The 23897-nt window shown below is 69.6% G+C and carries 20 protein-coding genes; 13 read left to right on the forward strand and 7 right to left on the reverse strand.

The window, feature by feature from the left end; all coding sequences use genetic code 11:
• The first annotated feature begins 111 nt into the window (after positions 1-111).
• The 10 genes from I0D00_RS13105 to I0D00_RS13150 all read left to right on the forward strand — a co-directional run bounded on the left by I0D00_RS13105 (position 112) and on the right by I0D00_RS13150 (position 10686).
• Positions 112-894, forward strand: a complete 783-nt coding sequence (locus I0D00_RS13105) for a sulfite exporter TauE/SafE family protein (RefSeq protein WP_213640161.1) — start codon at positions 112-114, stop codon at positions 892-894.
• Positions 895-903: 9 nt separating this feature from the next.
• Positions 904-1707 carry a prolipoprotein diacylglyceryl transferase gene (lgt, locus tag I0D00_RS13110; RefSeq protein ID WP_213640162.1) on the forward strand — a complete coding sequence of 268 codons (804 nt, stop codon included), beginning with the start codon at positions 904-906 and terminating at the stop codon, positions 1705-1707.
• Positions 1704-2498 carry a thymidylate synthase gene (locus I0D00_RS13115; RefSeq protein WP_213640163.1) on the forward strand — a complete coding sequence of 265 codons (795 nt, stop codon included), beginning with the start codon at positions 1704-1706 and terminating at the stop codon, positions 2496-2498. The genes lgt and I0D00_RS13115 overlap by 4 nt, the downstream gene beginning before the upstream one ends.
• A gap of 22 nt (positions 2499-2520) precedes the next feature.
• On the forward strand, positions 2521-3381 hold the full coding sequence (locus I0D00_RS13120; RefSeq protein ID WP_213640164.1) for a LysR substrate-binding domain-containing protein: 861 nt from the start codon (positions 2521-2523) through the stop codon (positions 3379-3381).
• A 127-nt stretch (positions 3382-3508) separates the two neighbouring features.
• Positions 3509-4561 carry a putative 2-aminoethylphosphonate ABC transporter ATP-binding protein gene (locus I0D00_RS13125; protein WP_213640165.1) on the forward strand — a complete coding sequence of 351 codons (1053 nt, stop codon included), beginning with the start codon at positions 3509-3511 and terminating at the stop codon, positions 4559-4561.
• A gap of 1 nt (position 4562) precedes the next feature.
• A complete protein-coding gene (locus I0D00_RS13130; protein ID WP_213640166.1) occupies positions 4563-6272 on the forward strand; it encodes a putative 2-aminoethylphosphonate ABC transporter permease subunit in 1710 nt (569 codons plus the stop codon).
• A 19-nt stretch (positions 6273-6291) separates the two neighbouring features.
• Positions 6292-7119, forward strand: coding sequence for a phosphonoacetaldehyde hydrolase (gene phnX / locus I0D00_RS13135; protein ID WP_213640167.1), 828 nt, complete (start codon positions 6292-6294; stop codon positions 7117-7119).
• A 34-nt stretch (positions 7120-7153) separates the two neighbouring features.
• Positions 7154-8170 (forward strand): putative 2-aminoethylphosphonate ABC transporter substrate-binding protein, encoded by a 1017-nt coding sequence (locus tag I0D00_RS13140; RefSeq protein ID WP_213640168.1) that lies wholly within the window; start codon positions 7154-7156, stop codon positions 8168-8170.
• A gap of 209 nt (positions 8171-8379) precedes the next feature.
• A complete protein-coding gene (locus I0D00_RS13145) occupies positions 8380-9540 on the forward strand; it encodes a TIGR03364 family FAD-dependent oxidoreductase (protein WP_213640169.1) in 1161 nt (386 codons plus the stop codon).
• A 78-nt stretch (positions 9541-9618) separates the two neighbouring features.
• A complete protein-coding gene (locus I0D00_RS13150) occupies positions 9619-10686 on the forward strand; it encodes a transporter substrate-binding domain-containing protein (RefSeq protein ID WP_213640170.1) in 1068 nt (355 codons plus the stop codon).
• On the opposite strand, the gene I0D00_RS13155 is transcribed toward I0D00_RS13150, so the two are convergent.
• A complete protein-coding gene (locus I0D00_RS13155) occupies positions 10668-12068 on the reverse strand; it encodes a GTPase/DUF3482 domain-containing protein (RefSeq protein ID WP_213640171.1) in 1401 nt (466 codons plus the stop codon). The two genes, I0D00_RS13150 and I0D00_RS13155, sit on opposite strands and share 19 nt — an antisense overlap.
• Positions 12061-13455, reverse strand: a complete 1395-nt coding sequence (locus I0D00_RS13160) for a DUF2868 domain-containing protein (protein ID WP_338050414.1) — start codon at positions 13453-13455, stop codon at positions 12061-12063. The genes I0D00_RS13155 and I0D00_RS13160 overlap by 8 nt, the downstream gene beginning before the upstream one ends.
• 175 nt (positions 13456-13630) lie before the next feature.
• Here I0D00_RS13160 and I0D00_RS13165 point away from each other — a divergent pair, with 175 nt between their 5' ends.
• Positions 13631-14800 (forward strand): GGDEF domain-containing protein, encoded by a 1170-nt coding sequence (locus I0D00_RS13165; protein ID WP_213640173.1) that lies wholly within the window; start codon positions 13631-13633, stop codon positions 14798-14800.
• A 47-nt stretch (positions 14801-14847) separates the two neighbouring features.
• Positions 14848-15360 (forward strand): dihydrofolate reductase, encoded by a 513-nt coding sequence (locus I0D00_RS13170; protein WP_213640174.1) that lies wholly within the window; start codon positions 14848-14850, stop codon positions 15358-15360.
• Positions 15361-15426: 66 nt separating this feature from the next.
• Here I0D00_RS13170 and ilvD read toward each other — a convergent pair whose 3' ends face one another.
• From ilvD to I0D00_RS13195, 5 genes are all read right to left on the reverse strand, one after another.
• Positions 15427-17265: a dihydroxy-acid dehydratase gene (ilvD, locus tag I0D00_RS13175; RefSeq protein ID WP_213640175.1), complete on the reverse strand. Its 1839-nt coding sequence runs from the start codon at positions 17263-17265 to the stop codon at positions 15427-15429.
• A 237-nt stretch (positions 17266-17502) separates the two neighbouring features.
• Positions 17503-18366 (reverse strand): ABC transporter permease, encoded by an 864-nt coding sequence (locus I0D00_RS13180; protein ID WP_213640176.1) that lies wholly within the window; start codon positions 18364-18366, stop codon positions 17503-17505.
• Positions 18367-18379: 13 nt separating this feature from the next.
• On the reverse strand, positions 18380-19612 hold the full coding sequence (locus I0D00_RS13185; RefSeq protein WP_213640177.1) for an ABC transporter permease: 1233 nt from the start codon (positions 19610-19612) through the stop codon (positions 18380-18382).
• A gap of 104 nt (positions 19613-19716) precedes the next feature.
• The gene (locus tag I0D00_RS13190; RefSeq protein ID WP_213640178.1) at positions 19717-20790 is read right to left on the reverse strand and encodes an ABC transporter substrate-binding protein; all 1074 of its coding nucleotides are present in this window, start codon (positions 20788-20790) and stop codon (positions 19717-19719) included.
• Between the two features lie 30 nt (positions 20791-20820).
• Positions 20821-21939 carry an ABC transporter ATP-binding protein gene (locus I0D00_RS13195; RefSeq protein ID WP_213640179.1) on the reverse strand — a complete coding sequence of 373 codons (1119 nt, stop codon included), beginning with the start codon at positions 21937-21939 and terminating at the stop codon, positions 20821-20823.
• Positions 21940-22616: 677 nt separating this feature from the next.
• Here I0D00_RS13195 and I0D00_RS13200 point away from each other — a divergent pair.
• On the forward strand, positions 22617-23852 hold the full coding sequence (locus I0D00_RS13200; RefSeq protein ID WP_213640180.1) for an NAD(P)/FAD-dependent oxidoreductase: 1236 nt from the start codon (positions 22617-22619) through the stop codon (positions 23850-23852).
• The last annotated feature ends 45 nt before the right edge of the window (positions 23853-23897 follow it).

Below are 23897 nucleotides of genomic sequence, written 5' to 3' on the forward strand. Positions count from 1 at the left end.
AGGGCAATTAGTCGCATCCGCATGCCCTGCGCAGCGGTGTCGAGGCGTGCCCCGGTGGAGCGCGGGGGGCCGCTTCCGTTACCATGCCGCTTTATTTCGGGGGGAGCTTCGATGGAGCTGCTGCTGTATATGCTGCTGGGCGCGGCTGCGGGGGTGCTGGCGGGGCTGTTCGGCGTCGGCGGCGGCATCATCATAGTGCCGGTGCTGGTGTTGAGTTTCACCGCCCAGGGCGTCGATCCGGCCGTGCTAACCCACCTGGCGGTCGGCACCTCGCTGGCGACCATCATCTTCACCTCGATCAACTCGGTGCTGGAACATCACCGCAGGGGCGCGGTGCGCTGGCCGATCTTCGCCTGGATGACCCTGGGCATCCTGCTCGGCGCGGGCCTGGGCTCGCTGACCGCGGCGGCGATCCAGGGCCCGCAGCTGCAGCGGATCATCGGCGTGTTCGCCATCGCCGTGTCGCTGCAGATGGCCCTGGACCTGAAACCCAGGGCCAGCAGCGCTGTCCCAGGCAGGCTGGCCCTCGGCGCTGCCGGCGGGGTGATCGGCTGGGCCTCGGCGATCTTCGGCATCGGCGGCGGTTCGCTGAACGTGCCCTTCCTGACCTGGCGCAGCCTGCCCATGCAGCAGGCGGTGGCCACCTCGGCGGCCTGCGGCCTGCCGATCGCCCTGGCCAGCGCCCTGAGTTTCATGTGGCTGGGCTGGGACAATCCGCAGTTGCCGTCCTGGAGCCTGGGCTTCGTCTATTTGCCGGCGCTGGCGGGGATCGCCCTGACCAGCATGTTCTTCGCGCGCTTCGGCGCACGCCTGGCCCATCGCCTGTCACCGCGCGTGCTCAAGCGCCTGTTCGCCCTGCTGCTGTTCAGCGTGGGCCTGAGTTTCCTGTTGTGAGGACCTGACATGTTGCCCTATCCGCAGATCGACCCGGTGGCCATCGCCCTGGGGCCGCTGAAAATCCACTGGTACGGCCTGATGTACCTGATCGGCATCGGCGGCGCCTGGTGGCTGGCCGCGCGCCGCCTGCACGCCTTCGAACCGAACTGGAACAAGGAGAAGCTCTCCGACCTGGTGTTCTGGGTGGCCATGGGGGTGATACTCGGCGGCCGCCTGGGCTATGTGCTGTTCTACGACCTCGAGGCCTACCTGGCGCAGCCGAGCCTGATCCTGCAGGTGTGGAAGGGCGGCATGTCGTTCCACGGCGGCTTCATCGGCGTGCTGCTGGCCACCTGGTGGTTCGGCAGCCGCAACGACAAGGGCTTCTTCCAGCTGATGGACTTCATCGCACCGCTGGTGCCCATCGGCTTGGGTGCCGGCAGGATCGGCAACTTCATCAACGCCGAGCTGTGGGGCAAGGCCACCGACCTGCCCTGGGCCATGGTCTTCCCCACCGACCCGCAGCAGCTGGCGCGGCATCCCTCGCAGCTGTACCAGTTCGCCCTGGAGGGCGTGGCGCTGTTCGCCATCCTCTGGTTCTACTCGCGCAAGCCGCGGCCGACCATGGCGGTCTCGGGCATGTTCGCCGCCTGCTACGGCGTGTTCCGTTTCATCGTCGAGTTCGTCCGGGTGCCGGACGCCCAGCTCGGTTACCTGGCCTGGGACTGGCTGACCATGGGCCAGGTGCTCAGCCTGCCGATGATACTCGGCGGCCTCGGCCTGATCGCCTACGCCTACAAGCGCCAGTCGGCCCAGGAGAGCAGTCGATGAAACAGTACCTCGAGCTGATGCGTCGGGTGCGCGAGACCGGCACCTTCAAGAGCGACCGCACCGGCACCGGCACCTACAGCCTGTTCGCCCAGCAGATGCGCTTCGACCTGGCCGCGGGCTTCCCCCTGGTCACCACCAAGAAGTGCCACCTCAAGTCGATCATCCACGAACTGCTGTGGTTCCTTAAGGGCGACACCAACATCCGGTACCTGAAGGACCACGGCGTCAGCATCTGGGACGAGTGGGCCGACGAGAACGGCGAGCTGGGCCCGGTGTACGGCTACCAGTGGCGCAACTGGCCGGCGCCCAACGGCGAGTCGATCGACCAGATCGCCAAGCTGATCGAGATGATCAAGCAGAATCCGGACTCGCGCCGGCTGATCGTCTCCGCCTGGAACCCGGCGCTGATCGAGCAAATGGCCCTGCCGCCCTGCCACGCGCTGTTCCAGTTCTACGTCGCCGAGGGCCGGCTCAGCTGCCAGCTGTACCAGCGCTCGGCGGACATCTTCCTCGGCGTGCCCTTCAACATCGCCAGCTATGCCCTGCTGACCCTGATGGTGGCCCAGGTCACCGGCCTCGAGCCCGGCGAGTTCGTCTGGACCGGCGGCGACTGCCACCTGTACGCCAACCACCTGGAGCAGGCCGACCTGCAGCTGACCCGCGAGCCGCTGCCGCTGCCGACCATGCAGCTCAATCCGGCGGTGCGGGACCTGTTCGCCTTCCGCTACGAGGACTTCGAGCTGGTCGGCTACCAGGCCCACCCGCACATCAAGGCGCCGGTGGCCGTATGACCGCCGGCGCGCGGCGGGCCTGATGCTCAGCGCCGAGCTCCGGGCCTTTCACATGGTCGCGCGCCTGGGCAGCATCACCCAGGCGGCGAAGAAGCTCGGCCTCAGCCAGCCCACGGTCACCACCCAGGTGCGCAACCTGGAAAGCCGCTACGGGGTGGAGCTGTTCTACCGCGGCGGTCGCCGCCTGACCCTGACCGACGAGGGCGTGCAGCTGCTGCCCCGGGTGCAGAAGCTGCTGCAGGAAGAGGCCGACATCGAGTTCTACCTGCGCAACTGCGGCCACTCCCGCGGCAGCCTGCGCATCGGCGCCACCTCGCCCTATTACGTGCTGGAGCTGATCAAGCGCTTGCGCGAGCGCCTGCCGCCGATCGAGGTGACCCTGGAGATCGGCAACTCGCAGCAGGTGATCGAGGCTTTGGAGGAATACCGGGTCGACCTGGCCGTCTCCTCGCAGCTGACCCAGGACCCGCGCCTGATCCGCCTGCAACTGGGCCAGGACCCGCTGGTGCTGGCCGTGCACCGCCGTCACCCGCTGGCCGGCCAGGGCAGCGTGGCGCTGGCGGCGCTGGGCGGGCACTGCCTGCTGATGCGCGAGCGCGGCTCGACCACCCGGCAGATGACCGAGGCCCTGCTCGAGGGCGCCGGCGTGGCGCCGCTGGCGCAGCTGGAGATCGGCAGCCGCGAGTCGATCCGTGAGGCGGTGCTGCGCAATATCGGCATCAGCATCATCGCCCGCCACGAGGTGCCCGATCATCCCGAGCTGCGGGTGGTCGAGCTGCAGGGGGCGCCGCTGATCGGCGAATACCTCTACTGCCTCAAGGAGCGCCGCCAGGCGCGGCTGCCGGCGGCCTTCCTGGCCCTGGCCCGGGACACGGCGAGCTAAGCAACGACCCGCCCCAGCAAATAAACCGATACCACTATCGGTGCTTTTGCCCCATCTGCCACACAGCCTTAGTACGGGCCGCCTAGCATCCACCTCATTCGAGTCGAACACTCCATGAGGTTGCACGATGAACAAGCCGGCCGCCGTAAGCATGCAGGTGCGCGACATCCACAAGGGCTTCGCGGCCTTCCGCGCGCTGGACGGCGTGTCGCTGCGGGTCGAGGCCGGCGAGCTGGTGTGCCTGCTGGGCCCCTCCGGCTGCGGCAAGACCACCCTGCTGCGCTGCATCGCCGGCCTGGAGCGGCAGGAGCGCGGCAGCATCCTGATCGGCAGCCGCGATGTCTCGGCGCTGCCGCCCCAGGCCCGTGACTACGGCATCCTGTTCCAGTCCTATGCGCTGTTCCCCAATCTCACGGTGGCGCAGAACATCGCCTACGGCCTGGCCGGCAGCGATCGCGAGAGCCAGCATCGGCGAGTGGCGGAAATGCTCGAGCTGGTCGGCCTGCTCGGCAGCGAGCAGAAGTATCCGGGGCAGCTCTCCGGTGGTCAGCAGCAGCGCGTGGCCCTGGCCCGCGCCCTGGCCCCGGCGCCTTCGCTGCTGTTGCTGGACGAGCCGATGTCCGCCCTCGATGCCCGGGTGCGCGAGCACCTGTGCGGCGAGCTGCGTCAGCTGCAGCGGCGCCTGGGCATCACCACCCTGATGGTCACCCACAACCAGGACGAGGCCATGCTCATGGCCGACCGCATCGCCGTGATGAACCAGGGCCGGGTCGAGCAGTACGGCACCCCGCAGCAGATCTACGGCCAGCCGGCTACGCCCTTCGTCGCCGAGTTCGTCGGTCAGGGCAACTGGCTGCCCTTCGAGCGCGGTCGGGACGGTGGGGCCCGGGTCGGCGCGCTGAACCTGCGGGTGGAGGGTGCCCAGGGCCTCGAGCGCGGGCGCCTGTTCTGCCGGCCGGAGACCATAGTGGTCAATCCGCCGCAGCCCGGGGACAACCTGTTCCGCGCGCGGATGCGCGAGATCACCTACCTGGGCAACCGCTGCCGGATGAGCTTCGAGCTGGCCGAGTTGCCGGGCCACGGCCTGCTCGCCGAGCTGGCTCCCGAGGCCATGCCGCGCCTGGCCAGCCCGGAGATCTGGGTGGCCCTGCCGCCGCAGAGCCTGCAGGTGTTCGCCTGAGATGAGCAGCCTGATCCTCGACTCCGTCGCCACCCCGCGCGGCCGCTCGAGCGGCCTGGGCGATCGGCTGTTCGTCGCCGGTGGCAAATGGCTGTTGCTGCTGTTGCTGCTGCTCGCGGTGCTGCTGCCGCTGCTGGCCATGCTCTGGCGCGGCTTCAGCGGCGCGGACGGCCAGGGTGGCGGCCTGGCCGCGGCGGCCGCGCTGTACGCCAGCGACAACTTCCGCTGGTTGCTCGGCAACAGCCTCAAGGTGTCCGCCACCACCGCCGCGCTAGTGGTGCCGCTGGCCTATCTGTTCGCCTACGCCCTGCAGCGCACGCTGATTCCCGGCAAGGGCCTGTGGCGGGCCATCTCCCTGCTGCCGCTGCTGGCGCCGTCGATGCTGCCGGGCATCGCCCTGATCTACCTGTTCGGCAACCAGGGCCTGTTGCGCGACCTGCTGGCCGACAACATCTACGGTTTCTGGGGCATCGTCCTCGGCGAGGCCATCTACACCTTCCCCCATGCCCTGATGATCCTCATCTCGGCGCTGTCGCTGGCCGATGCCCGCCTGTTCGACGCCGCCTCGAGCATGGGCGCCTCGCCCTGGCGGGCGTTCTGCAGCATCACCTGGCCGGGCAGCCGCCAGGGCGTGTTCGCCGCCTTCTGCCTGGTGTTCACCCTGTGCATCACCGACTTCGGCGTGCCGGTGGTGGTCGGCGGCGACTACCAGGTGCTGGCGCTGGAGGCCTACAAGGCGGTGGTCGGCCAGCAGCAGTTCGGCCGCGGCGCACTGATCGGCATGGTCCTGCTGCTGCCGGCGCTGCTCAGCTTCGCCGTCGACCTGTGGCTGCGCCGACGTTCGCGCGACGCCCTGGGCGGCCGCGCCCAGGTCCATCACCCGCGGCCGGCGCGGGGGCGCGAGGCGGCCTTCCTGCTGCTGGTGCTGCTGCTGTGCGCCGTGCTGTTGCTGGTGTTCGGCATGGCGGTGTACTCCTCGCTGGTCCGTTTCTGGCCCTACGACCTGAGCCTGGTGCTGGACCACTACGCCTTCTCCGACCTGCCCGGTGGCTGGCTGGCCTACCGCAACAGCCTGGTGCTGGCCGGCTGCACGGCGCTGTTCGGCAGCCTGCTGATCTTCACCGGCGCCTACCTGCTGGAGAAGACCCGCCAGGACCCGCTGACCCAGCTCCTGCGCCTGCTCTGCTTCGTGCCCATGGCGGTGCCCGGCCTGGTCCTGGGCCTGGGCTACGTCTTCTTCTTCAACCTGCCGGGCAACCCGCTGAGCGGCCTGTACGGCAGCCTGACCCTGCTGGTGGTGTGCACCATCGCGCACTTCCTGACCACCGCGCAGATGACCGCCAGCACCGCGCTGCGCCAGCTCGACGGCGAGTTCGAGGCCGCCGCGCTGTCGCTCAAGGTGCCCCTGGCGCGCCACTACCTGCGGGTGACGCTGCCGCTGTGCCTGCCGGCGCTGCTGGACATCGTCCGCTACCTGTTCGTCTCGGCGATGACCACGGTGTCGGCGGCGATCTTCCTCTACAGCCCGGACAGCATGCTGGCCGCCGTGGCCGTGCTGAATATGGACGACGCCGGCAACGTCGGCGGCGCCGCCGCCATGTCCACCCTGATCCTGCTCACCTCGGCCGGCGTTTCGCTGCTGCTGGCCGGGGCCTCGCGCGGCCTGTTGCGCCGCTCCCAGACCTGGCGCCAGCGCGCGCCAAGTCACTGACCCGCCCCTGGAGACTGCCATGCACTACCAACACCCGACGCGCCTCGCCGCGGCCATCTTCGACTGGGCCGGCACCGTGGTCGACTTCGGTTCCTTCGCCCCGACCAGGATCTTCGTCGAGGCCTTCGCCAGCTTCGACGTGGAGCTCAGCCTGGAGGAGGCCCGCGGCCCCATGGGCATGGGCAAGTGGGACCACATCCGCGCCCTGTGCGATCAGCCGCAGATCGCCGCGCGTTTCCAGCGCCGCTTCGGCCGCCTGCCCAGCGACGAGGATGTCACGGCCATCTACCAGCGCTTCATGCCGCTGCAGGTCGCCAAGGTCGGCGAGCATTCGGCGCTGATTCCCGGGGCGCTGGAGGTCATCGCCGGGCTGCGCGCACGCGGTCTGCGGATCGGCAGCTGCTCCGGCTACCCCCGGGAGGTGATGGCCAAGGTGGTCGAGCTGGCCGCCGCCGCCGGCTACAGCCCGGACCACGTGGTCGCCTCCGACGAGGTGCCGCGGGGACGGCCCGGCCCGGCCCAGGCCCTGGCCAATGTCGTCGCCCTGGGCCTGGACGACGTCGCCGCCTGCGTCAAGGTCGACGACACCGAGCCGGGCATCCTCGAGGGCCGCAGCGCCGGCATGTGGACCGTGGCCCTGCGCTTCTCCGGCAACTTCCTCGGCCTGAGCTGGGAGGGCTACCAGGCCCTGTCCGCCGAGCGCCGCGCGGCCGAGCGCGCGCGTATCGACGGGCTGTTCGCCGCGAGCCGGCCGCACTACCTGATCGACACCATCGCCGAGCTGCCGGGGGTGATCGAGCTGATCGACGCCCGTCTGGCCCGCGGCGAATCCCCGCAGCACTGCTGAGCCGAACCCTGGCCATACCCGATAGGAGCCTCACATGTTCAAGCGCATCGCCCTCGCCGCCCTGCTGGCCGGCCTCAGCCTGCACGCCAGCGCCGCCACCGAGCTGACCGTCTACACCGCCCTCGAAGTGGAACAGCTCAAGCCCTACCAGCAGGCCTTCGAACGGCAGCACCCGGACATCCGCATCAAGTGGGTGCGCGACTCCACCGGCATCATCACCGCCAAGCTGCTGGCCGAGAAGGATCGCCCCCAGGCCGACGTGGTCTGGGGCCTGGCCGCCTCCAGCCTGGCCATCCTCGACCAGCAGGGCATGCTCCAGGCCTACGCCCCGGCCGAGCTGGACAAGATCGGCGCCAACTACCGCGACGCCGCCCACCCGCCGGCCTGGGTCGGCATGGACGTGTGGGCCGCGACCCTCTGCTTCAACCGCATCGAGGCCGAGAAGCAGGGCCTGCCCAAGCCGACCCGCTGGGAGGACCTGACCGACCCGGTGTACCAGGGCAAGATCGTCATGCCCAACCCGGCCTCCTCCGGCACCGGCTACCTGGACGTCAGCGCCTGGCTGCAGACCTTCGGCGAACCCCAGGGCTGGGCCTACATGGACAAGCTGCACCGCAACATCGGCCAGTACACCCACTCCGGCTCCAAGCCCTGCAAGCTGGCCGCCGCCGGCGAGTTCCCGGTGGGCATCTCCTTCGAGTACCCGGCGGTGCAGCTGCAGCGCAAGGGTGCGCCGCTGGACATCGTGCTGCCCAAGGAGGGCCTGGGCTGGGAGATCGAGGCCAGCGCCATCGTCAAGGGCACCGAGCAGTTGGCGGCGGCGCAGAAGCTCGCCGACTTCGCCGCCAGCCGCCAGGCCATGGAGCTGTACAAGGCCAACTTCGCCGTGCTGGCCCAGCCGGGCATCGCCGAGCCGTTCCAGGAGCTGCCGGCCGACTACGAGCAGCGCCTGATCAACAACGACTTCGCCTGGGCCTCGCAGAACCGCGACAGGATCCTCGCCGAGTGGCGCCGGCGCTACGACGGCAAGTCCGAGCCGGTCGCCCAGTAGAGCGGGCTAGCGGAGCCCCGCTGTATGGGCTCCGCCAACCGCTGCCCAGAGTCGATTCGTCCGGCCGCGCTGGCGGCCACCCGCAGGGTGGAAAACCGCACAGCGTTTTCCACCTCCGCCCGGTGGCTGTGCCGCGCGCCAACCTCCCTATGCCATTCATCTGCGACGGCCGCGACCATGGCCGTCTGCAACCTTTCAGGAGTTCCTTCATGAGTCAGCACGATTGCGACCTGCTGGTCGTCGGCGCCGGCATCCTCGGCCTGGCCCATGCCTGGGCCGGCGCCCGGCGCGGCCTGCGGGTCAAGGTGTGCGAACGTAGCCAGGCGCCCCAGGGCGCCTCGATCCGCAACTTCGGCCAGGCCCTGGTCACCGGCCAGGCGCCGGGGCCGATGCTCGACCTGGCGCGCCAGTCCCGCGGCCTGTGGGCCGAGCTGGGCCAGGCCGCCGGCCTGCAGCTCAAGCAACAGGGCTCGCTGCTGTTCGCCCGCAGCGAGGCCGAGCAGGCGCTGCTCGAGGCCTTCTGCGCCGGCCGCGCCCGGGAGCAGGGCTACCGCGTCGAGCTGTTGCGCGGCGCCGCCCTGCAGGGCCTGTACGACGGCCGCTTCGCCCACCACCGCGCCGCCTTGCACGGCCTCGACGACCAGCAGCTGTATTCCCGCGAGGCGCTGCCGCAGATCGTCGACTACCTGGCCCGCGCGCACGGCGTGCAGTTCCACTTCTCCACCCTGGTGCGCGACGTCGAGGGCGGTCGGGTCGACACCACCGCCGGCACCTTCCGCGCTGCCCGGGTGGTGGTCTGCTCCGGGCATGACTACCAGACCCTGCTGGCCGAGCAGCTGGCCGCCCTGCAGCCGCAGGTCTGCGCCCTGCAGATGCTGCGCGTGCGCCTGCAGCAGTCGCTGGCGCTGCAGCACGCGGTGCTCACCGGCCTCAGCTGCGTGCACTACGGCGCCTTCGCCGACTTGCCGGAGGCCGAGGCCGTCCGCGCGCAGATCCGCCGCGAGCAGCCGGAGCTGGAAACCCATGGCATTCACCTGCTGGTCAGCCCGACGCCCCACGGCGAGCTGATCATCGGCGACTCCCACGTCTACGGCGACGATGTCGGGCCCTTCAACGCCGAGGCCGTCGACCGCATCCTCATCGCGCTGGCCGAGCACACCCTGGGCGGCAAGCTGGAGGTGCTCGAGCGTTGGCAGGGCGTCTACGGCGCCCGGGGGCCGGGGCCGTTCAGTGTGCTGGCCGCCGCCGAGGGGGTGACCGCGGTGCTGATGCACACCGGCCTGGGCATGAGCGTGGGCCTGGGCCTGGGCGAGCGCACCGTCGCCGCGCTGCTGGGAGAAGGCGCCTGGCCGACGGCGCAGGCGGCTTGACGCCTGGTTAATCGCTGCTGGGACGGCGCGGCGTATTTGTTACCCTGACCTCTTTGTGTGTTGGGGAGGAAGCTGTTTATGTCGAGGATTCTGAGCGCCGTGCTGCTGTTCTGGCTGGCCCTGCCGGGGTGGGCGGCCGAGCCGTCCGGGCCGCTGCTGCGTGTGGGTATCAGCGAAGTGCCGCCCTTCGTCATCCAGGAGGAGAACGGCGAGTGGCGCGGCATCAGCATCGACCTGTGGCGGGACATCGCCGCCCAGGCGGGCTACCGCTTCGAGCTGCAGCCGATGCCCTTCAAGGCGCTGCTGCCCGGTCTCGAGGCCGGCCAGCTGGACGTGGTGGTCGGCGCCCTGACCATGACCGCCGAGCGCGAGGCGCGCTTCGACTTCACCCACCCCTTCTACCAGACCGGCCTGGCCATTGCCGTGCCGCGGGAGGGCGAAGGCGGCGGCTGGTACGCGCTGCGGGCGCTGCTGTCGTGGCAGTTCCTCAGCCTGGTGCTGGGGCTGGCGGCCCTGCTGCTGCTGGTCGGCGCCCTGGTCTGGCTGTTCGAGCGGCGGCGCAACCAGGAGCAGTTCGGCGGCAGCCCGGCCCAGGGCCTGGGCTCCAGCTTCTGGTGGGCGGCGGTGACCATGACCACGGTCGGCTATGGCGACAAGGCCCCGGTGACCCTGGGTGGGCGCCTGATCGGCCTGGTGTGGATGTTCGCCGGCCTGATCATGGTGTCGACCTTCACCGCGGCGGTGACCAGCACCCTGACGGTGGGCAACCTGCAGGGCGGCATCCAGGGCACCGACGACCTGCGCCGGGCCCACGTCGCCACCATCGACAAGACGGTCAGCGCCCGCTACCTGGAAAACCAGCGCATCCGCCACAGCGACTACGACAACCTGCTCGGCGCCATGGCCGCGGTGCAGCGGGGCGAGGCGGACGCGGTGGTCTACGACCTGCCGATCCTGCAATACCGCAATGGCGAGCTGGGCCAGGGTGGCCTGCGGGTGTTGCCCGGCACCTTCGAGAACCAGTCCTATGCCTTCGCCCTGGCCAGCGGCAGCCCGTACCGCGAACAACTCAGCCAGGCGATCCTGCGGGTCACCGGCAGCGACGACTGGCGCAAGCTGCAGGAGCTCTACCTGGGCCGGCCCTGAGGCGGTTCGGGCCGCGCCAGCAGCTGCGCCGCCAGCTGCGCCAGTGCGTCCTGGCGCTCGGCGCCGTCGCGAAAGCCGCCCGGCGCCAGGCGCGACCATTCGGGATGGGCGCGGGCCTTGCGCAGGGGCTCGGGCAGCGGCGCGTCGCGCCACTGGGCGGCGTCGGGCGGGGCCAGGCGCAGCGTCGCGGTCGCGGCGTGGCCACGGGCGGCCAGGGCCTCGAGCAGCTGGCCCTGGCGCAGGGCCAGCAGGCGCAGCACGGCGTCGTCCACCGTCAGCTCATGGCCGCCGCGCAGCTTGCCGAGCAGGCGCCCGCCGTAGTTGCGCGCGGTCTGCAGCCCGCCGCCGGCCAGGGCGCCGAGCAGCGCGGCGGCGCCGAGGGTGATGCCGCCGACCAGCAGGTCGATGCCGGCGCCGGTCGCCGCCCCTGCCGCCATGCCGCCGCCGACCTTGATCCCGAGCTGCCTGAGGGTCTCGGGGTTGAACAGGTCGTCGCCCCAGCGGCCGTCGAGCAGCGGCAGGTCGCCGGCGTCGGCGTCCCCGGGGGCGAAGGCGTGCAGGCGCAGCAGGGCCTCGACGCAGCGCTGCTCGCGCTGGCGGATGAGCGTGCGCAGCTGCTGCAGGGCCTGTTGTTCCGGCGCCGCCGCGGCTTCGACGCTCTGCCGGCAGGCGGCGCAGTCGAGCAGCAGCTCGGCGATCAGCCGGGCGCCGGCCTGGCGGCGGCTGTGACGCTGCGCCTCATGGTCGTCGATCAGCCGCTGCAGCGGCCCCCGGGCCTTGTCCAGCAGCAGCGCCAGGCTCTGGTACAGGCGCCGTTCGCTATCCAGCGGCGGCGCCACGCTGTCGAAGGCCACCCGTGCGTGCAGGCCGAGGCGGGCCAGGGCAGCGTTCCAGTCGTCCTCGCGGTGCTGGCCCCCGGCGACGAAGTTGAGCACTGGCAGCAACGGCCGGCCGCTCATGCTCAGCACCGCCAGCTCGTCGCGGTACTTGGCCAGCACCGGCTCGCGGGCGTCGATCACGTAGAGGCCGGCGTCCGAGGCCAGCAGCTGGCGCAGCACCTTGGCCTCCTGCTCGAAGCGCAGGCGCGCCTCGCCGCCGTCGAGGAAACGGCCCAGGCGGGCCGGGCCGTCGAGGCGTTCGCCGGGACGGTCCAGGCGCTCCAGGTGTTCGAGCAGGGCGATGGCATCCTCCAGACCGGGGGTGTCGTACAGCTCCAGCAGGGATTCGCCGTCCACCGACAGCCGTGCGCCCTCGACGTGGCGGGTGGTGCTGGCCCGCGGCGACACCTCGCCGAACTCGCCGTCGCGGGTCAGGGTGCGCAGCAGCGAGGTCTTGCCGACATTGGTGTGGCCGACCACGGCCAGTTTCAGCGGGCTAGTCATGGCCGCTCTCCAGCCAGCGCAGCGGTGCACCCGCGCTGTGGGGCAGGCGCAGTTGCGCCAGGGCGTCGTGCCAGTCGGCCAGGCGGGCGTCGTCGAGGGCTTCCCCGGGCGGCGCCGGCAGCAGCCAGATACGCGTGCTGGCGGCGCTGCGGGCCAGTTCGCCGAGCAGCGCCAGGCTGCCGCGGTCCGGCGAGCGGCGCGGATCGCAGGCCACCAGCAGGCGCGCCGGCGGGAAGCGGCTGAGCTGCTCCAGCAGGCGCTGGCGTTGCTCGCGGCTGTCGATCACCCCGGCGTCGTCGACCCCCTTGGGCAGGGCCGGTGGCCAGGGGCGAGTCCCGTCCAGCTCGATGGCGACCAGCAGGGCGCCCTGACTGGCCTGCGAGCCGGGTTCGGCGGGCACTCCGGGCGTCGGCGCCGGCGCCGGATCGCAGACGCCCAGGCGCTCGCTGCCCGGCAGCAGGCGCTCGCGCAGCAGCTCGTAGCCGGGCAGCCCGGTGTCCAGGGTCAGCTGCGTGCAGCCGCGGCGCCAGCGCCACAGGCACAGCAGCATCAGCAGCAGGCGCGGCAGCAGGCCATAGACCAGCAGCGCGCCGAGCAGCCAGCTGGCCCAGCTGTGGCGCGCCGCCTCGCCGGCCAGGGCGGCGTCGCCGCTGGCGCGGATCAGCTCGGCATCCGGCAGGGCGAAGCCGAGCAGCGCCGGCAGCGCCCCGAGGCCCTGGGTCAGGGCGACGAAGGTGTCGCCGCCGAGCAGGGTGCTTTCCCAGACGAAGCCGTAGCGACGGGTGGCGAGCAGCGCCAGCAGGCTGAGCAGGGCGGCGAGCAGGGCCAGCAGCCACAGGCCGTGCACCAGCACGCCCAGGCCCCAGCGACCCAGGCCGGCGCGTTGCAGCAACAGCAGCAGTGCCGGGGCCAGTTGCGCGGCCCGGGCATCGCGGGCCAGCTTGTCGCTGAGCCACAGCCACAGCCGGCCCAGGGCGCCGGCGTTGTCGCCGGCCAGCAGCAGGCCCAGGGTCCAGCCGAGCACCAGCAGCAGGTGGAGGCCGAGCAGGCTGCCCAGGGCCCAGAACAGGTTGACCGGGCGCTGGCCGTCACCTAGGGCCGCCACGGCCAGGCCGGCGCCGCTGAGCACGGCCAGCACGAGCAGCGTGGCCAGGGCCAGCCGCGCGCCCTGGCGCCAGTGCCAGAGTGCCTGCAGCTGGCCATCGCGTTCGGCCAGCTGGACGGCACGGCGCTGGATGCGTTCGGCCAGACTACCGCCGGCGGCCCGCGCCCGGCGATTGACCTCGCCGTCCTCCAGGGGGCCGGCCTGCTCCTCGCGCAGGCGGATGGCTTCGCTCAGCCACAGGCGTTGCAGATGGTCGAGGCGGGGTTTCTCGGATGGGCTCACGCGGAGCTCCAGTGGCCGGTGGAAAACAGAGCATAACCGCAGCGTCCCGGCCATGGCACGGTCGCGAAGGTATACTCCGCAGGCAGTCCGTTCGCGCCCGCGGCGGCTCGTTGCGTTGGTGGCGGGAACGCCCTGTGCCGAGCGCCGACTGAATAACAACAATGCGAGTGCCGTCTTGAAATTACCGCACCTGGATTGGGTCAATCAGGATTCACCTTATCTGCGCCAGCATCACCACGGTTTCCATAGCCTGAGGTTCGAGGGCGAGCTGGAGCCGGTGTTCAGGCGCTATCACGCCGGTGTCTTTCTACGGCGCATGCGCTGGGCGTTGCTGGTGGCCATGCTGCTGGCGCTGCTGTTCGTCGTGCTGGACTTCGTCAACCTGCCGGACCCGCTGCGCGGGCAGATCCTCGGCCTGCGCCTGGGGGTGATCCAGCCGGCACTGACGCTCGCCTGGCTGGCGACCTATCGCCGGGGGCTGCGCGATCATCTGCAGGTGATCGGCGGCGCCGTGGCCTTGCTGTGCGGGCTGGCGGTGGTCGGCATCATCGGCATCGCTCACGCCCACGCCTTCCCGTTGCCCTATGAGGGCATCATCCTGGTCACGGTGTTCTTCTACTTCCTCACCGGTCTGCGCTGCACCACCGCAGCCTTGTGCGGCTGGCTGACCCTTGTCGCTTATCTGGCGGTGGAGCTGGCCGTCGGCCTGACCGGGGAAGCACTGATCAGCAACGTCTTGTTTCTGGCGTTGGCCAATGTCATCGGCTCGGTGGGCTGTTACTCCCAGGAATACGCCACGCGGCTGAACTTCCTCGCCCATGGCTTGTTGCAGGACCTGGCGGACAAGGACTTTCTCACCGGCCTGCTCAACCGCCGCGCCTTCACCGCACGGGCCGAGCGCAGCTGGCGCCAGGCCCAGCGTGAGCGGCGCGCCCTGGGCGTGGTGATGATGGATGTGGACTTCTTCAAACGCTACAACGACCACTATGGCCACGCCGCCGGCGATGAGGCCCTGCGTCAAGTGGCCCAAGTGATAGGCGAACGCGCCAGGCGGCCGTTGGACTGTGCGGCCCGCTATGGCGGAGAGGAGTTCGTCGGCTGCTGGTACGACCTGGGCGAAGAACAGATGCTGGCGATTCTGGAGGATATCCGCAGCACCATCGAGGCCCTGGGGCTGCCCCACGTGAAATCGGAGGTTGCCGGCGTGGTGACCCTCAGCATCGGCCTGGCGTACCTGACGCCGCAACCGCAGCAAAGCCTGGAGGACGCCCTGCGCCTGGCCGATGTGGCCCTGTACCTGGCCAAGGAGCAGGGTCGCAACCGGCTGGTGTGCAAGAAGCCTTGAGACACCGAGGCTTCAATCATCCGCGCCGAGCCGTTATCCTCGCGGCCATGAAAACGACCCTGCCCCTCTGCCTGATCGCCGCCCTCGCCGAAAACCGCGTGATCGGCCGCGACAACCAACTGCCCTGGCACCTGCCGGCGGACCTCAAGCACTTCAAGGCGCTGACCCTGGGCAAGCCGATCATCATGGGGCGCAAGACCTGGGATTCCCTCGGTCGGCCGCTGCCGGGGCGGCTCAACCTGGTGGTCAGCCGCCAGCCTAGCCTGCAACTCGAAGGCGCGGAAGTCTTCGCTTCCCTGGAGGCGGCTGTCGCACGTGCGGATGAGTGGGCTCGCGAGCAGGGCGTCGAGGAGCTGATGCTGATCGGCGGCGCGCAACTCTACGCCCAGGGCCTGGCGCGGGCCGAGCGCCTGTACCTGACCCGGGTGGCGCTGGAGCCCGAGGGCGATGCCTGGTTCCCCGAGCTCAACGAGGCCGACTGGCGCCGCGCCGCCGTGGACCAGCAGCCGGCCACGGCAGATGCCCCGCCCCATGCCTTCGAGACCTGGGTGCGGCGCTAGCGTCGCTTAATAAACGGACAGAAAAAAGCCCGGCCAGTTGGCCGGGCTTTTTCATCGGGCGGGCACTCAGCCGTCGAGCATCGCCTTGTTGCGCACCGCGCCCTTGTCGGCGCTGGTGGCCAGCAGGGCGTAGGCCTTGAGCGCGGTGGTGACCTTGCGCGGGCGCGCCTCCACCGGCTTCCAGCCCTTCTTGTCCTGGGCGTGGCGGCGGTGGGACAGTTCTTCATCGCTGACCAGCAGGTTGATGCTGCGGTTGTGGATGTCGATCTTCACCTTGTCGCCTTCCTGCACCAGGCCGATGGCACCGCCGGCGGCGGCCTCCGGCGAGGCATGACCGATGGACAGGCCCGAGGTGCCGCCGGAGAAGCGGCCGTCGGTGAGCAGCGCGCAGGCCTTGCCCAGGCCCTTGGACTTCAGGTAGCTGGTGGGGTAGAGCATCTCCTGCATGCCCGGGCCGCCCTTCGGCCCTTCGTAGCGGATGATGACGATGTCGCCGGCCTTGACCTCGTCGGCGAGGATGCCGCGCACGGCACTTTCCTGGCTCTCGTAGATCTTCGCCGTGCCCTCGAACTCGAGGATCGACTCGTCGACCCCGGCGGTCTTCACCACGCAGCCGTCCAGGGCGATGTTGCCGTAGAGCACGGCCAGGCCGCCTTCCTGGGAGTAGGCGTGCTCGACGCTGCGGATGCAGCCGTTCTCGCGGTCGTCGTCGAGGCTGTCCCAGCGGGTGCTCTGGCTGAACGCGGTCTGGGTCGGGATGCCGGCCGGGCCCGCCTTGAAGAAGCGGTGCACGGCCTCGTCCTGGGTCTGGGTGATGTCCCACTCGGCGATGGCGTCGGCCATGCTCGGGCTGTGCACGGTGGCCACGTCGGTGTGCAGCAGGCCGCCGCGGGCCAGCTCGCCGAGGATGCCGAAGACCCCCCCCGCTCTATGGACGTCTTCCATATGGTACTTCTGGATGTTCGGCGCCACCTTGCACAGCTGCGGCACCAGGCGCGACAGGCGGTCGATGTCCTTCAGGTCGAAGTCGATCTCGGCCTCCTGGGCGGCGGCCAGCAGGTGCAGGATGGTGTTGGTCGAGCCGCCCATGGCGATGTCCAGCATCATGGCGTTTTCGAACGCCTTGAAGTTGGCGATGTTGCGCGGCAGCACCGAGTCGTCGTTCTCGCCGTAGTAGCGCTGGCACAGCTCCACCGCCAGGCGCCCGGCGCGCAGGAACAGCTGTTCGCGATCGCTGTGGGTGGCCAGGGTCGAACCGTTGCCCGGCAGGGACAGGCCCAGGGCCTCGGTCAGGCAGTTCATCGAGTTGGCGGTGAACATGCCGGAGCAGCTGCCGCAGGTCGGGCAGGCGCTGCGCTCGTACTCGGCGACCTTCTCGTCGCTGGCGCTGTCGTCGGCGGCCACCACCATGGCGTCGACCAGGTCCAGGCCGTGGCTGGCCAGCTTGGTCTTGCCGGCTTCCATGGGGCCGCCGGAGACGAACACCACCGGGATGTTCAGGCGCAGGGCGGCCATCAGCATGCCGGGGGTGATCTTGTCGCAGTTGCTGATGCAGACGATGGCGTCGGCGCAGTGGGCGTTGACCATGTACTCCACCGAGTCGGCGATGATCTCGCGCGAGGGCAGGGAATAGAGCATGCCGTCATGGCCCATGGCGATGCCGTCGTCCACCGCGATGGTGTTGAATTCCTTGGCCACGCCGCCGGCCTTCTCGATCTCGCGGGCGACCAGCTGGCCCATGTCCTTGAGGTGCACATGGCCGGGGACGAACTGGGTGAAGGAGTTGGCGATGGCGATGATCGGCTTCTTGAAGTCCTCGTCCTTCATCCCGGTGGCGCGCCACAGGGCACGGGCGCCGGCCATGTTGCGGCCGTGGGTGGAGGTTTTCGAGCGGTAATCGGGCATGGCGGTAGGTCCTGCGAAGGCTGGTCAGGTCAGGGGGGCGAGGCCCGCTGATTAGTACGTATGGTGAGCGCGATGGGCGCCGCTGGCAAACGGTAGTGGGCGTCTGCGAGGGGCTGGGGCCATTTGGCTACGCGGGATCGCCGCTGGCTCGGCCGGGGCTCTTGAGTCCGCCTGGGTTGGGGCAGGTAGGCGCGATTCTAATCCCAGGCGGCGCACCGGCGAAAGCGCGAACCGATGTCAGGCCGGCTCGATCAGTTCGATGCCGCGCAGGCGCTCGGCGCGGCGGCGCAGCAGCTCGATGGTCACCAGCAGGGCGATGGACACCAGGATCAGCAGGGTGGCGATGGCCAGGATGCTCGGGTTGATCTGCTCGCGCAGGCCCGAGAACATCTGCCGCGGGATGGTGCGCTGCTGCGGGCCGGCCATGAACAGGATCACCACCACCTCGTCGAAGGAGGTGATGAAGGCGAACAGGGCGCCGGAGATCACCCCCGGGCGGATCAGCGGCATGATGATGTCGAAGAACACCCGCAGCGGCGTGGCGCCCAGGTTGAGGGCGGCGCGCACCAGGCTGTAGTCGAAGCCGGTGAGGGTGGCGGTGACGGTGATGATCACGAAGGGCGTGCCGAGGGCCGCGTGGGCGAGTATCACCCCCAGGTAGGTGCCGGCCAGGCCCAGGTCGGCGTAGAAGAAGAACATGCCGGCGGCGGTGATGATCAGCGGCACGATCATCGGCGACAGCAGCAGGGCGGTGATTAGGCGGCGCTGGGGCATGTCGTCGCGGGCCAGGCCGACCGCGGCGCAGGTGCCCAGGGTGGTGGCGATCAGGGTGGCGAAGACGCCGATGAAGAAGCTGTTCTGGATCGCCAGGATCCACTTCGGGTCCTCGAAGATCTGCTCGTACCAGCGCAGCGAGTAGGCCGCCGGGTCCAGGCGCAGCATGCCCTCGGTGAAGCTGAAGAAGGGCTCGACGTTGAACGACAGCGGCACTATGACCAGGATCGGCAGGATCAGGAACAGCAGCACCAGCCAGGAGCTGGTCTGCAGCAGCCAGGCGCCGAGGCGGTGCCAGAAGCCGAAGTAGGCGGGAATCTTGCTCATCGGTGTTCTGCTCCTAGCCCAGCTTGATATTGCTGGCGCCGACGAAACGGTCGTACAGCCAGTACAGCACCAGGATCAGCCCCAGCAGCAGCGAGCCGAGGGCGGCGGCCAGTTCCCAATTGTTCGAGCGCTGCATGTGGAAGGCGATGATGTTGCTGATCATCTGCCCGTCGGTGCCGCCGACCAGCGCCGGGGTGATGTAGTAGCCGACCGAGATGATGAACACCAGCAGGGCGCCGGCGCTGAGTCCCGGCAGGGTCATCGGGAAGTAGATGCGCAGGAAGGCCGGGATCGGCTTGGCGCCGAGGGACATGGCGGCGCGCAGGTAGCTGGGGTCGATGCCGCGCATCACGCTGTACAGCGGCAGGATCATGAACGGCAGGAGGATATGGGTCATGGCCACGACTGTGGCGAACGAGGTGTAGAGCATCTCGAAGGGCTCGCCGATCAGCCCGCTGCCGAGCAGGAAGGAGTTGATCACCCCGTTGGTCTGCAGCAGCGCGATCCAGGCCGTGGTGCGTACCAGCAGCGAGGTCCAGAACGGCAGCAGGACCATCACCAGCAGCAGGTTGGCACGGTTCTCCGGCAGGCCGGACAGGTAGTAGGCCAGGGGGTAGCCGAGCAGGGCGCAGAGCAGGGTGATGACCAGCGCCATGTTCAGGGTCTTGGTGTAGAGCTGCAGGTAGATCTGGGTGTCCTCGCGCACCTGGATGCCCTGTTCGGGGTGCAGCTCCAGGTCCAGGGCGGTCAGGTAGTAGTCGTAGGTGTAGCGCTGGCCGGCGCGCTGGATGGCGAACCACAGCGCCGGTTTCTGCCAGTTGCGGTGGGCCTCGAGCACCGTCTCGGCGCCCTGGCTGGCCAATTGCGCCTCGTCCAGCCGGCGCACCTTGCGCGCGGTGGACTTGACCACGCTGGACATGCCGGCATAGGCGCGGTTGATTTCCTCGGCCAGCTTGCCGGACAGGCGCTGTTCGGCCAGGCCCTGCAGCTCGACGGCGAACACGCCGAAGGTCTGCCGGTCGGGGGTGGTCTTGCCGTCCCAGCGCTCGAGCTCGGCCAGGGTCAGCGGAATCAGTTCGGCCACCGTCGGGTGGTGCACGCTGCGCCACAGCATGCTGCCGATGGGGGCGACGAAGGTCAGCAGGATGAAGGCCAACAGCGGTACGACGAACAGGAAGGCGGTGATGCGCTTCTTGCGCCGGGCGCTGGCGGCCTGGCCGGCTTCGGTGGTGGTCAGGGCAGTCAAGGCATGGCTCCGTGTAGGGTGGGTTAGCCGAAGGCGTAACCCACCGACCGGTGGTAGCAACGCTGCTGGGTTACGCCGCTATGCGGCTAACCCAGCCTGCGGATTTACTTGAGCAGCCACTCGTTGAACTTCTCGCCGAGGGACTCGCCGTAGTCGGCCCAGAACTCCGAGCCGGCCTGGATGCCCTTGTCCAGGTGGGCGGTCGGCAGGTGCGGCGCGGCGCTCTGGTCGGCCAGCGGCATGGAGGACTTGCGGGTCGGGCCGTAGGCCACGTCCGGCATGCCCGCCAGCGGCTTGGAACCGGTGGCGTAGGCAATGAACTTCTGCGCCAGCTCCTTTTTCGGCGAGCCCTTGACGATGGCCCAGGCGTCGAGGTCGTAGACGTGGCCGTCCCAGACGATCTCGAAGGGTTTGCCTTCCTGGCGGATGGCGTCGTAGAAACGCCCGTTGGCCGACTGCACCAGCACCGCGCCGCCGTCGTTGAGCAGTTGCGGGGCTTGCGACCAGGAGTCGAACCAGACGATGTCGTTCTTGATCGTGGCCAGCTTGTCCAGGGCGCGCTGTTGGCCTTCCGGGGTGGCCAGCACTTCGTAGACCTCCTCAGGCGTCACGCCGTCGGCCAGCAGGGCCCACTCCATGTTGACCTGGGGGCGCTTGCGCATGGCGCGCTTGCCGGGGATCTTCTTGGTGTCGAAGAAGTCGCCGATGGTCGCCGCCTTGGTGCCGCCGATGGTGTTCTGGTTGTAGGCGAACACCACCGACCAGACGATGTTGCCGATGGCGCATTCGCTGGCCAGGGCCTCGGGGATGAAGTCCTGCGCGGCCGGGGTGCCGTCGATGCCCGGCGGCAGAATGTCCCGCGGGATGCTCTCCAGCAGGCCTTCGGAGCAGGCGCGCTCGAGGTCGATCACCTCGAAGTCGACCACGTCCCACTGGATGTTGCCGGACTCGACCTGAGCCTTGATCTCGGCCACGCCACCGGAATAGTCCTCGAACAGCACCTTGACCCCGGTGTCCTTCTGGAAGGGGTCGATCACGTGTTTCTTCTGCGCCGCGCCGTAGGCGCCGCCCCAGGACACCACGGTCAGGCTGTCCTCGGCGCTGGCGGCGAAGGACGCCGTGCCCAGCGCCGCGGCCAGGGCGAATGCGGAAAAGCGGGTAGTCAGTGATCTAGCCATTGCTGTGCTCCATTGCCTGTTGTTGTGTGCTCAGGGCGCCGCCGACACGGCGGGGCGATCCAGGGCCTGGCTGTCCTGCGGCAGCCAGGCCAGGGCGACCTCGTCCTTGGCGCTGAGTTGCGGGGCTGAACTGTCGTTCAGGTTCTTGACTACCAGCTCGGTGCCGTCGGCGGTCTCGAAGTGGTAGCGGATGTATTCGCCGACATAGTGGCGGGTGATGAAGCGCGCCTTGACCTGGTTGCCGGCGCTGCCGAGGCGGTCGGTGAAGGTCAGCTTCTCCGGGCGCACCGACACCATGGTGGGCAGGCCGACCTCGGTGCAGTTGGCCTTCAGGGTGTCGACCTTGGAGCCGTCCTCCAGGCGCACGCCGACCGTGTCGCTGCCGACCGTCTCGATCACCCCCTTGAGCTTGTTGCTCTCGCCGATGAAGTCGGCGACGAACAGGTTGGCCGGGCGCTCGTAGAGCACGTCGGGCGGCGCGCACTGCTGAACGATGCCGTTCTCGAACACGGCGATGCGGTCGCTCATGGTCAGGGCTTCGGTCTGGTCGTGGGTCACGTAGATCACGGTGAAGCCGAGCTGCTCGTGCAGGCGCTTGATCTCGAACTGCATCTGCTCGCGCAACTTCTTGTCCAGGGCGCCGAGGGGCTCGTCCATCAGCACGATGTCCGGGGCGAAGATCAGCGCCCGGGCCAGGGCCACGCGCTGGCGCTGGCCGCCGGACAGCTGGCCGGGGTAACGGCCGCCGAAGTCCTGCAGCTCCACCAGGGCCAGGTACTCCTCGACCTTGGCGCGGATCTGCTCCTTGGGTTGCTTGCGGATCTTCAGCGGGTAGGCGAGGTTCTCGCGCAGGGTCATGTGCGGGAACAGCGCGTACTGCTGGAACACCATGCCGATGTTGCGCTGGTAGGGCGCGATGCTGGTGACCGAGCGGCCGTTGATCAGGATCTCGCCGCTGGTCACGTCCTCGAAGCCGGCGAGCATCATCAGGCAGGTGGTCTTGCCCGAGCCGGAGGGGCCGAGCAGGGTGATGAACTCACCCTGGGCTACTTCCAGGTTGAAGTCCTTGACCACCAGGGTCTTGTGGTCGTAGGTCTTCTTCACGTTGCTGAACTGCAGGAACGGTTTGCCCCCAGCCTGATCCGCCATATCCCTCCCCAGCCTCCGATCAAAACAGGCATCCGGCTCGTGGCCCTGGCCTGACCTCATGATTCGACCAACCGTTCTCGATTGTTACGAACAGTCGTTATGGACATAACTAAAAGCAATAAGTACGCCAGTCCCAGAGAGGCCCCCGCGACGGCTCTATCGCCTCAACCAAGCCTAGTTCAGCCTGTGCATTGTGCGAGGGGATGGGCAGTGCGGTAACGCCGGGGGCACCGGACGACACGCTTTCGGATAGTGCGGTGGCCAGTTCGCCGGCTGTGCGGGGTTCGGTTTCGGTGCGGGGGCGATGGCGGTGCTCCCGAGGCGTTCCTGTCGCGGGCCGAGGCCGGCAGTGGGGTGAGCCCGCCGGAAACATGGAGGTGGTCGGCGCCGCGGTCTGCACGCCGCCGCGAGCGCTGGCCAGGTTGCCGGCCAGCGGCGCCTGGGAGACCATCCGGTCCGGAGGACCAAGGCCCGGGCGGCCGTCGCCTTGGTTACCATTACGAATCGGTGGGTATCAGCCAGCCGGCCTGCTCGCACAGCTTCGGCTTTCAGTGCAGCTTATGGCGCGCGGTACCCTGGCTGCTGCTGGTCGAGTCGAGCCGGCGCCCGGAAACCCGAGGCCGGCCGCTCCCGCTCACAGTCGCGCCGCGGCCAGGGCGCGCACCAAGGACTTCGGCATGAACTGCGACACCATCGTTCTGGGCGCCGGCATCATCGGCGTGTGCACCGCCCTGCACTTGCAGGCCCGCGGCCAGCGGGTGAGCCTGGTCGACATCAAGGCGCCGGGCGAGGGCACCAGCTTCGGCAACGCCGGGTTGATCGAGCGCTCCAGTGTGGTGCCCTACGCCTTTCCCCGGGAGTTCTGGCGCCTGTTGCGCTACGGCCTGAACCGCCAGTCGGACGTGCGTTACAGCCCGCGCCACCTGCCCCAGGCGGTGCCCTGGCTGCTCAGCTACTGGCGGCACTCGGCGCCCGAGCCCCTGGCGGCGGCGGCCCGGGCGATGCGGCCACTGATCGAGCGCTGCGTGCTGGAGCACGACGCCCTGGTCGAACAGGCCGGGCTGGGACACTTGATCCGCGCCGATGGCTGGATCGAGATATTCCGCTGCCCGCGGGCCCTGCAGCGTGCCCGGCAGGAGGCCCGCGCCAGGAGCGTCTATGGCCTGCACTTCGAGCTGCTCGATGCCGCGCAGTTGCGCGCCCGCGAGCCAGGCCTGTCCGAGGCGGTGTGCGGCGGCGTGCACTGGCTGGACCCGAAGACGGTCCGCGACCCCGGCAGCCTGGTCAAGGGCTATGCGGCCCTGTTCGCCTCGCGCGGTGGCCAGGTGCTGGAGGGCGATGCCCGCTCGCTGCAGGCGACGTCGCCGGGCTGGCAGGTGATGACCGCCCAGGGGGCGCTGAGCGCGGCGCAGGCGGTGATCGCCCTGGGTCCGGAGTCCGACGCGCTGTTGCGGCCATTGGGCTACCGCATTCCCCTGGGCATCAAGCGCGGTTACCACATGCACTACGCGGCCGCCCGCGAGCTCAGGCACGCGCTGTGCGACAGCCGGGGCGGCTACGTGCTGGCGCCCATGGACCGCGGCATACGCCTGACCACCGGCATCGAGTTCGCCGCCGCCGATGCGCCGGCCAACGAGATCCAGCTGCGCCGTGCCGAGGCCCTGGCCCGGCGGCTGTTTCCCCTGGGCGAGCGCCTCGATGCGCAGCCCTGGCTGGGCCGGCGGCCCTGCCTGCCGGACATGCTGCCGGTCATGGGCCCCGCGCCGCGCCATCCGGGGCTATGGTTCAATTTCGGCCATGCCCACCACGGCCTGACCCTGGGGCCGGTCAGCGGCCGGCTGCTGGCCGAGCTGATCACCGGCGAGCGGCCCTTTACCGATCCGGCGCCCTACGGCGCCGAACGCTTCGCCTAGCGCAAGGCGCGCGGAGGCCCCGCGGCCCGTGCAGGCGCGGGCCGC

The sequence above is a fragment of the Pseudomonas lalucatii genome (genome assembly GCF_018398425.1).
GTDB lineage: Bacteria > Pseudomonadota > Gammaproteobacteria > Pseudomonadales > Pseudomonadaceae > Aquipseudomonas > Aquipseudomonas lalucatii.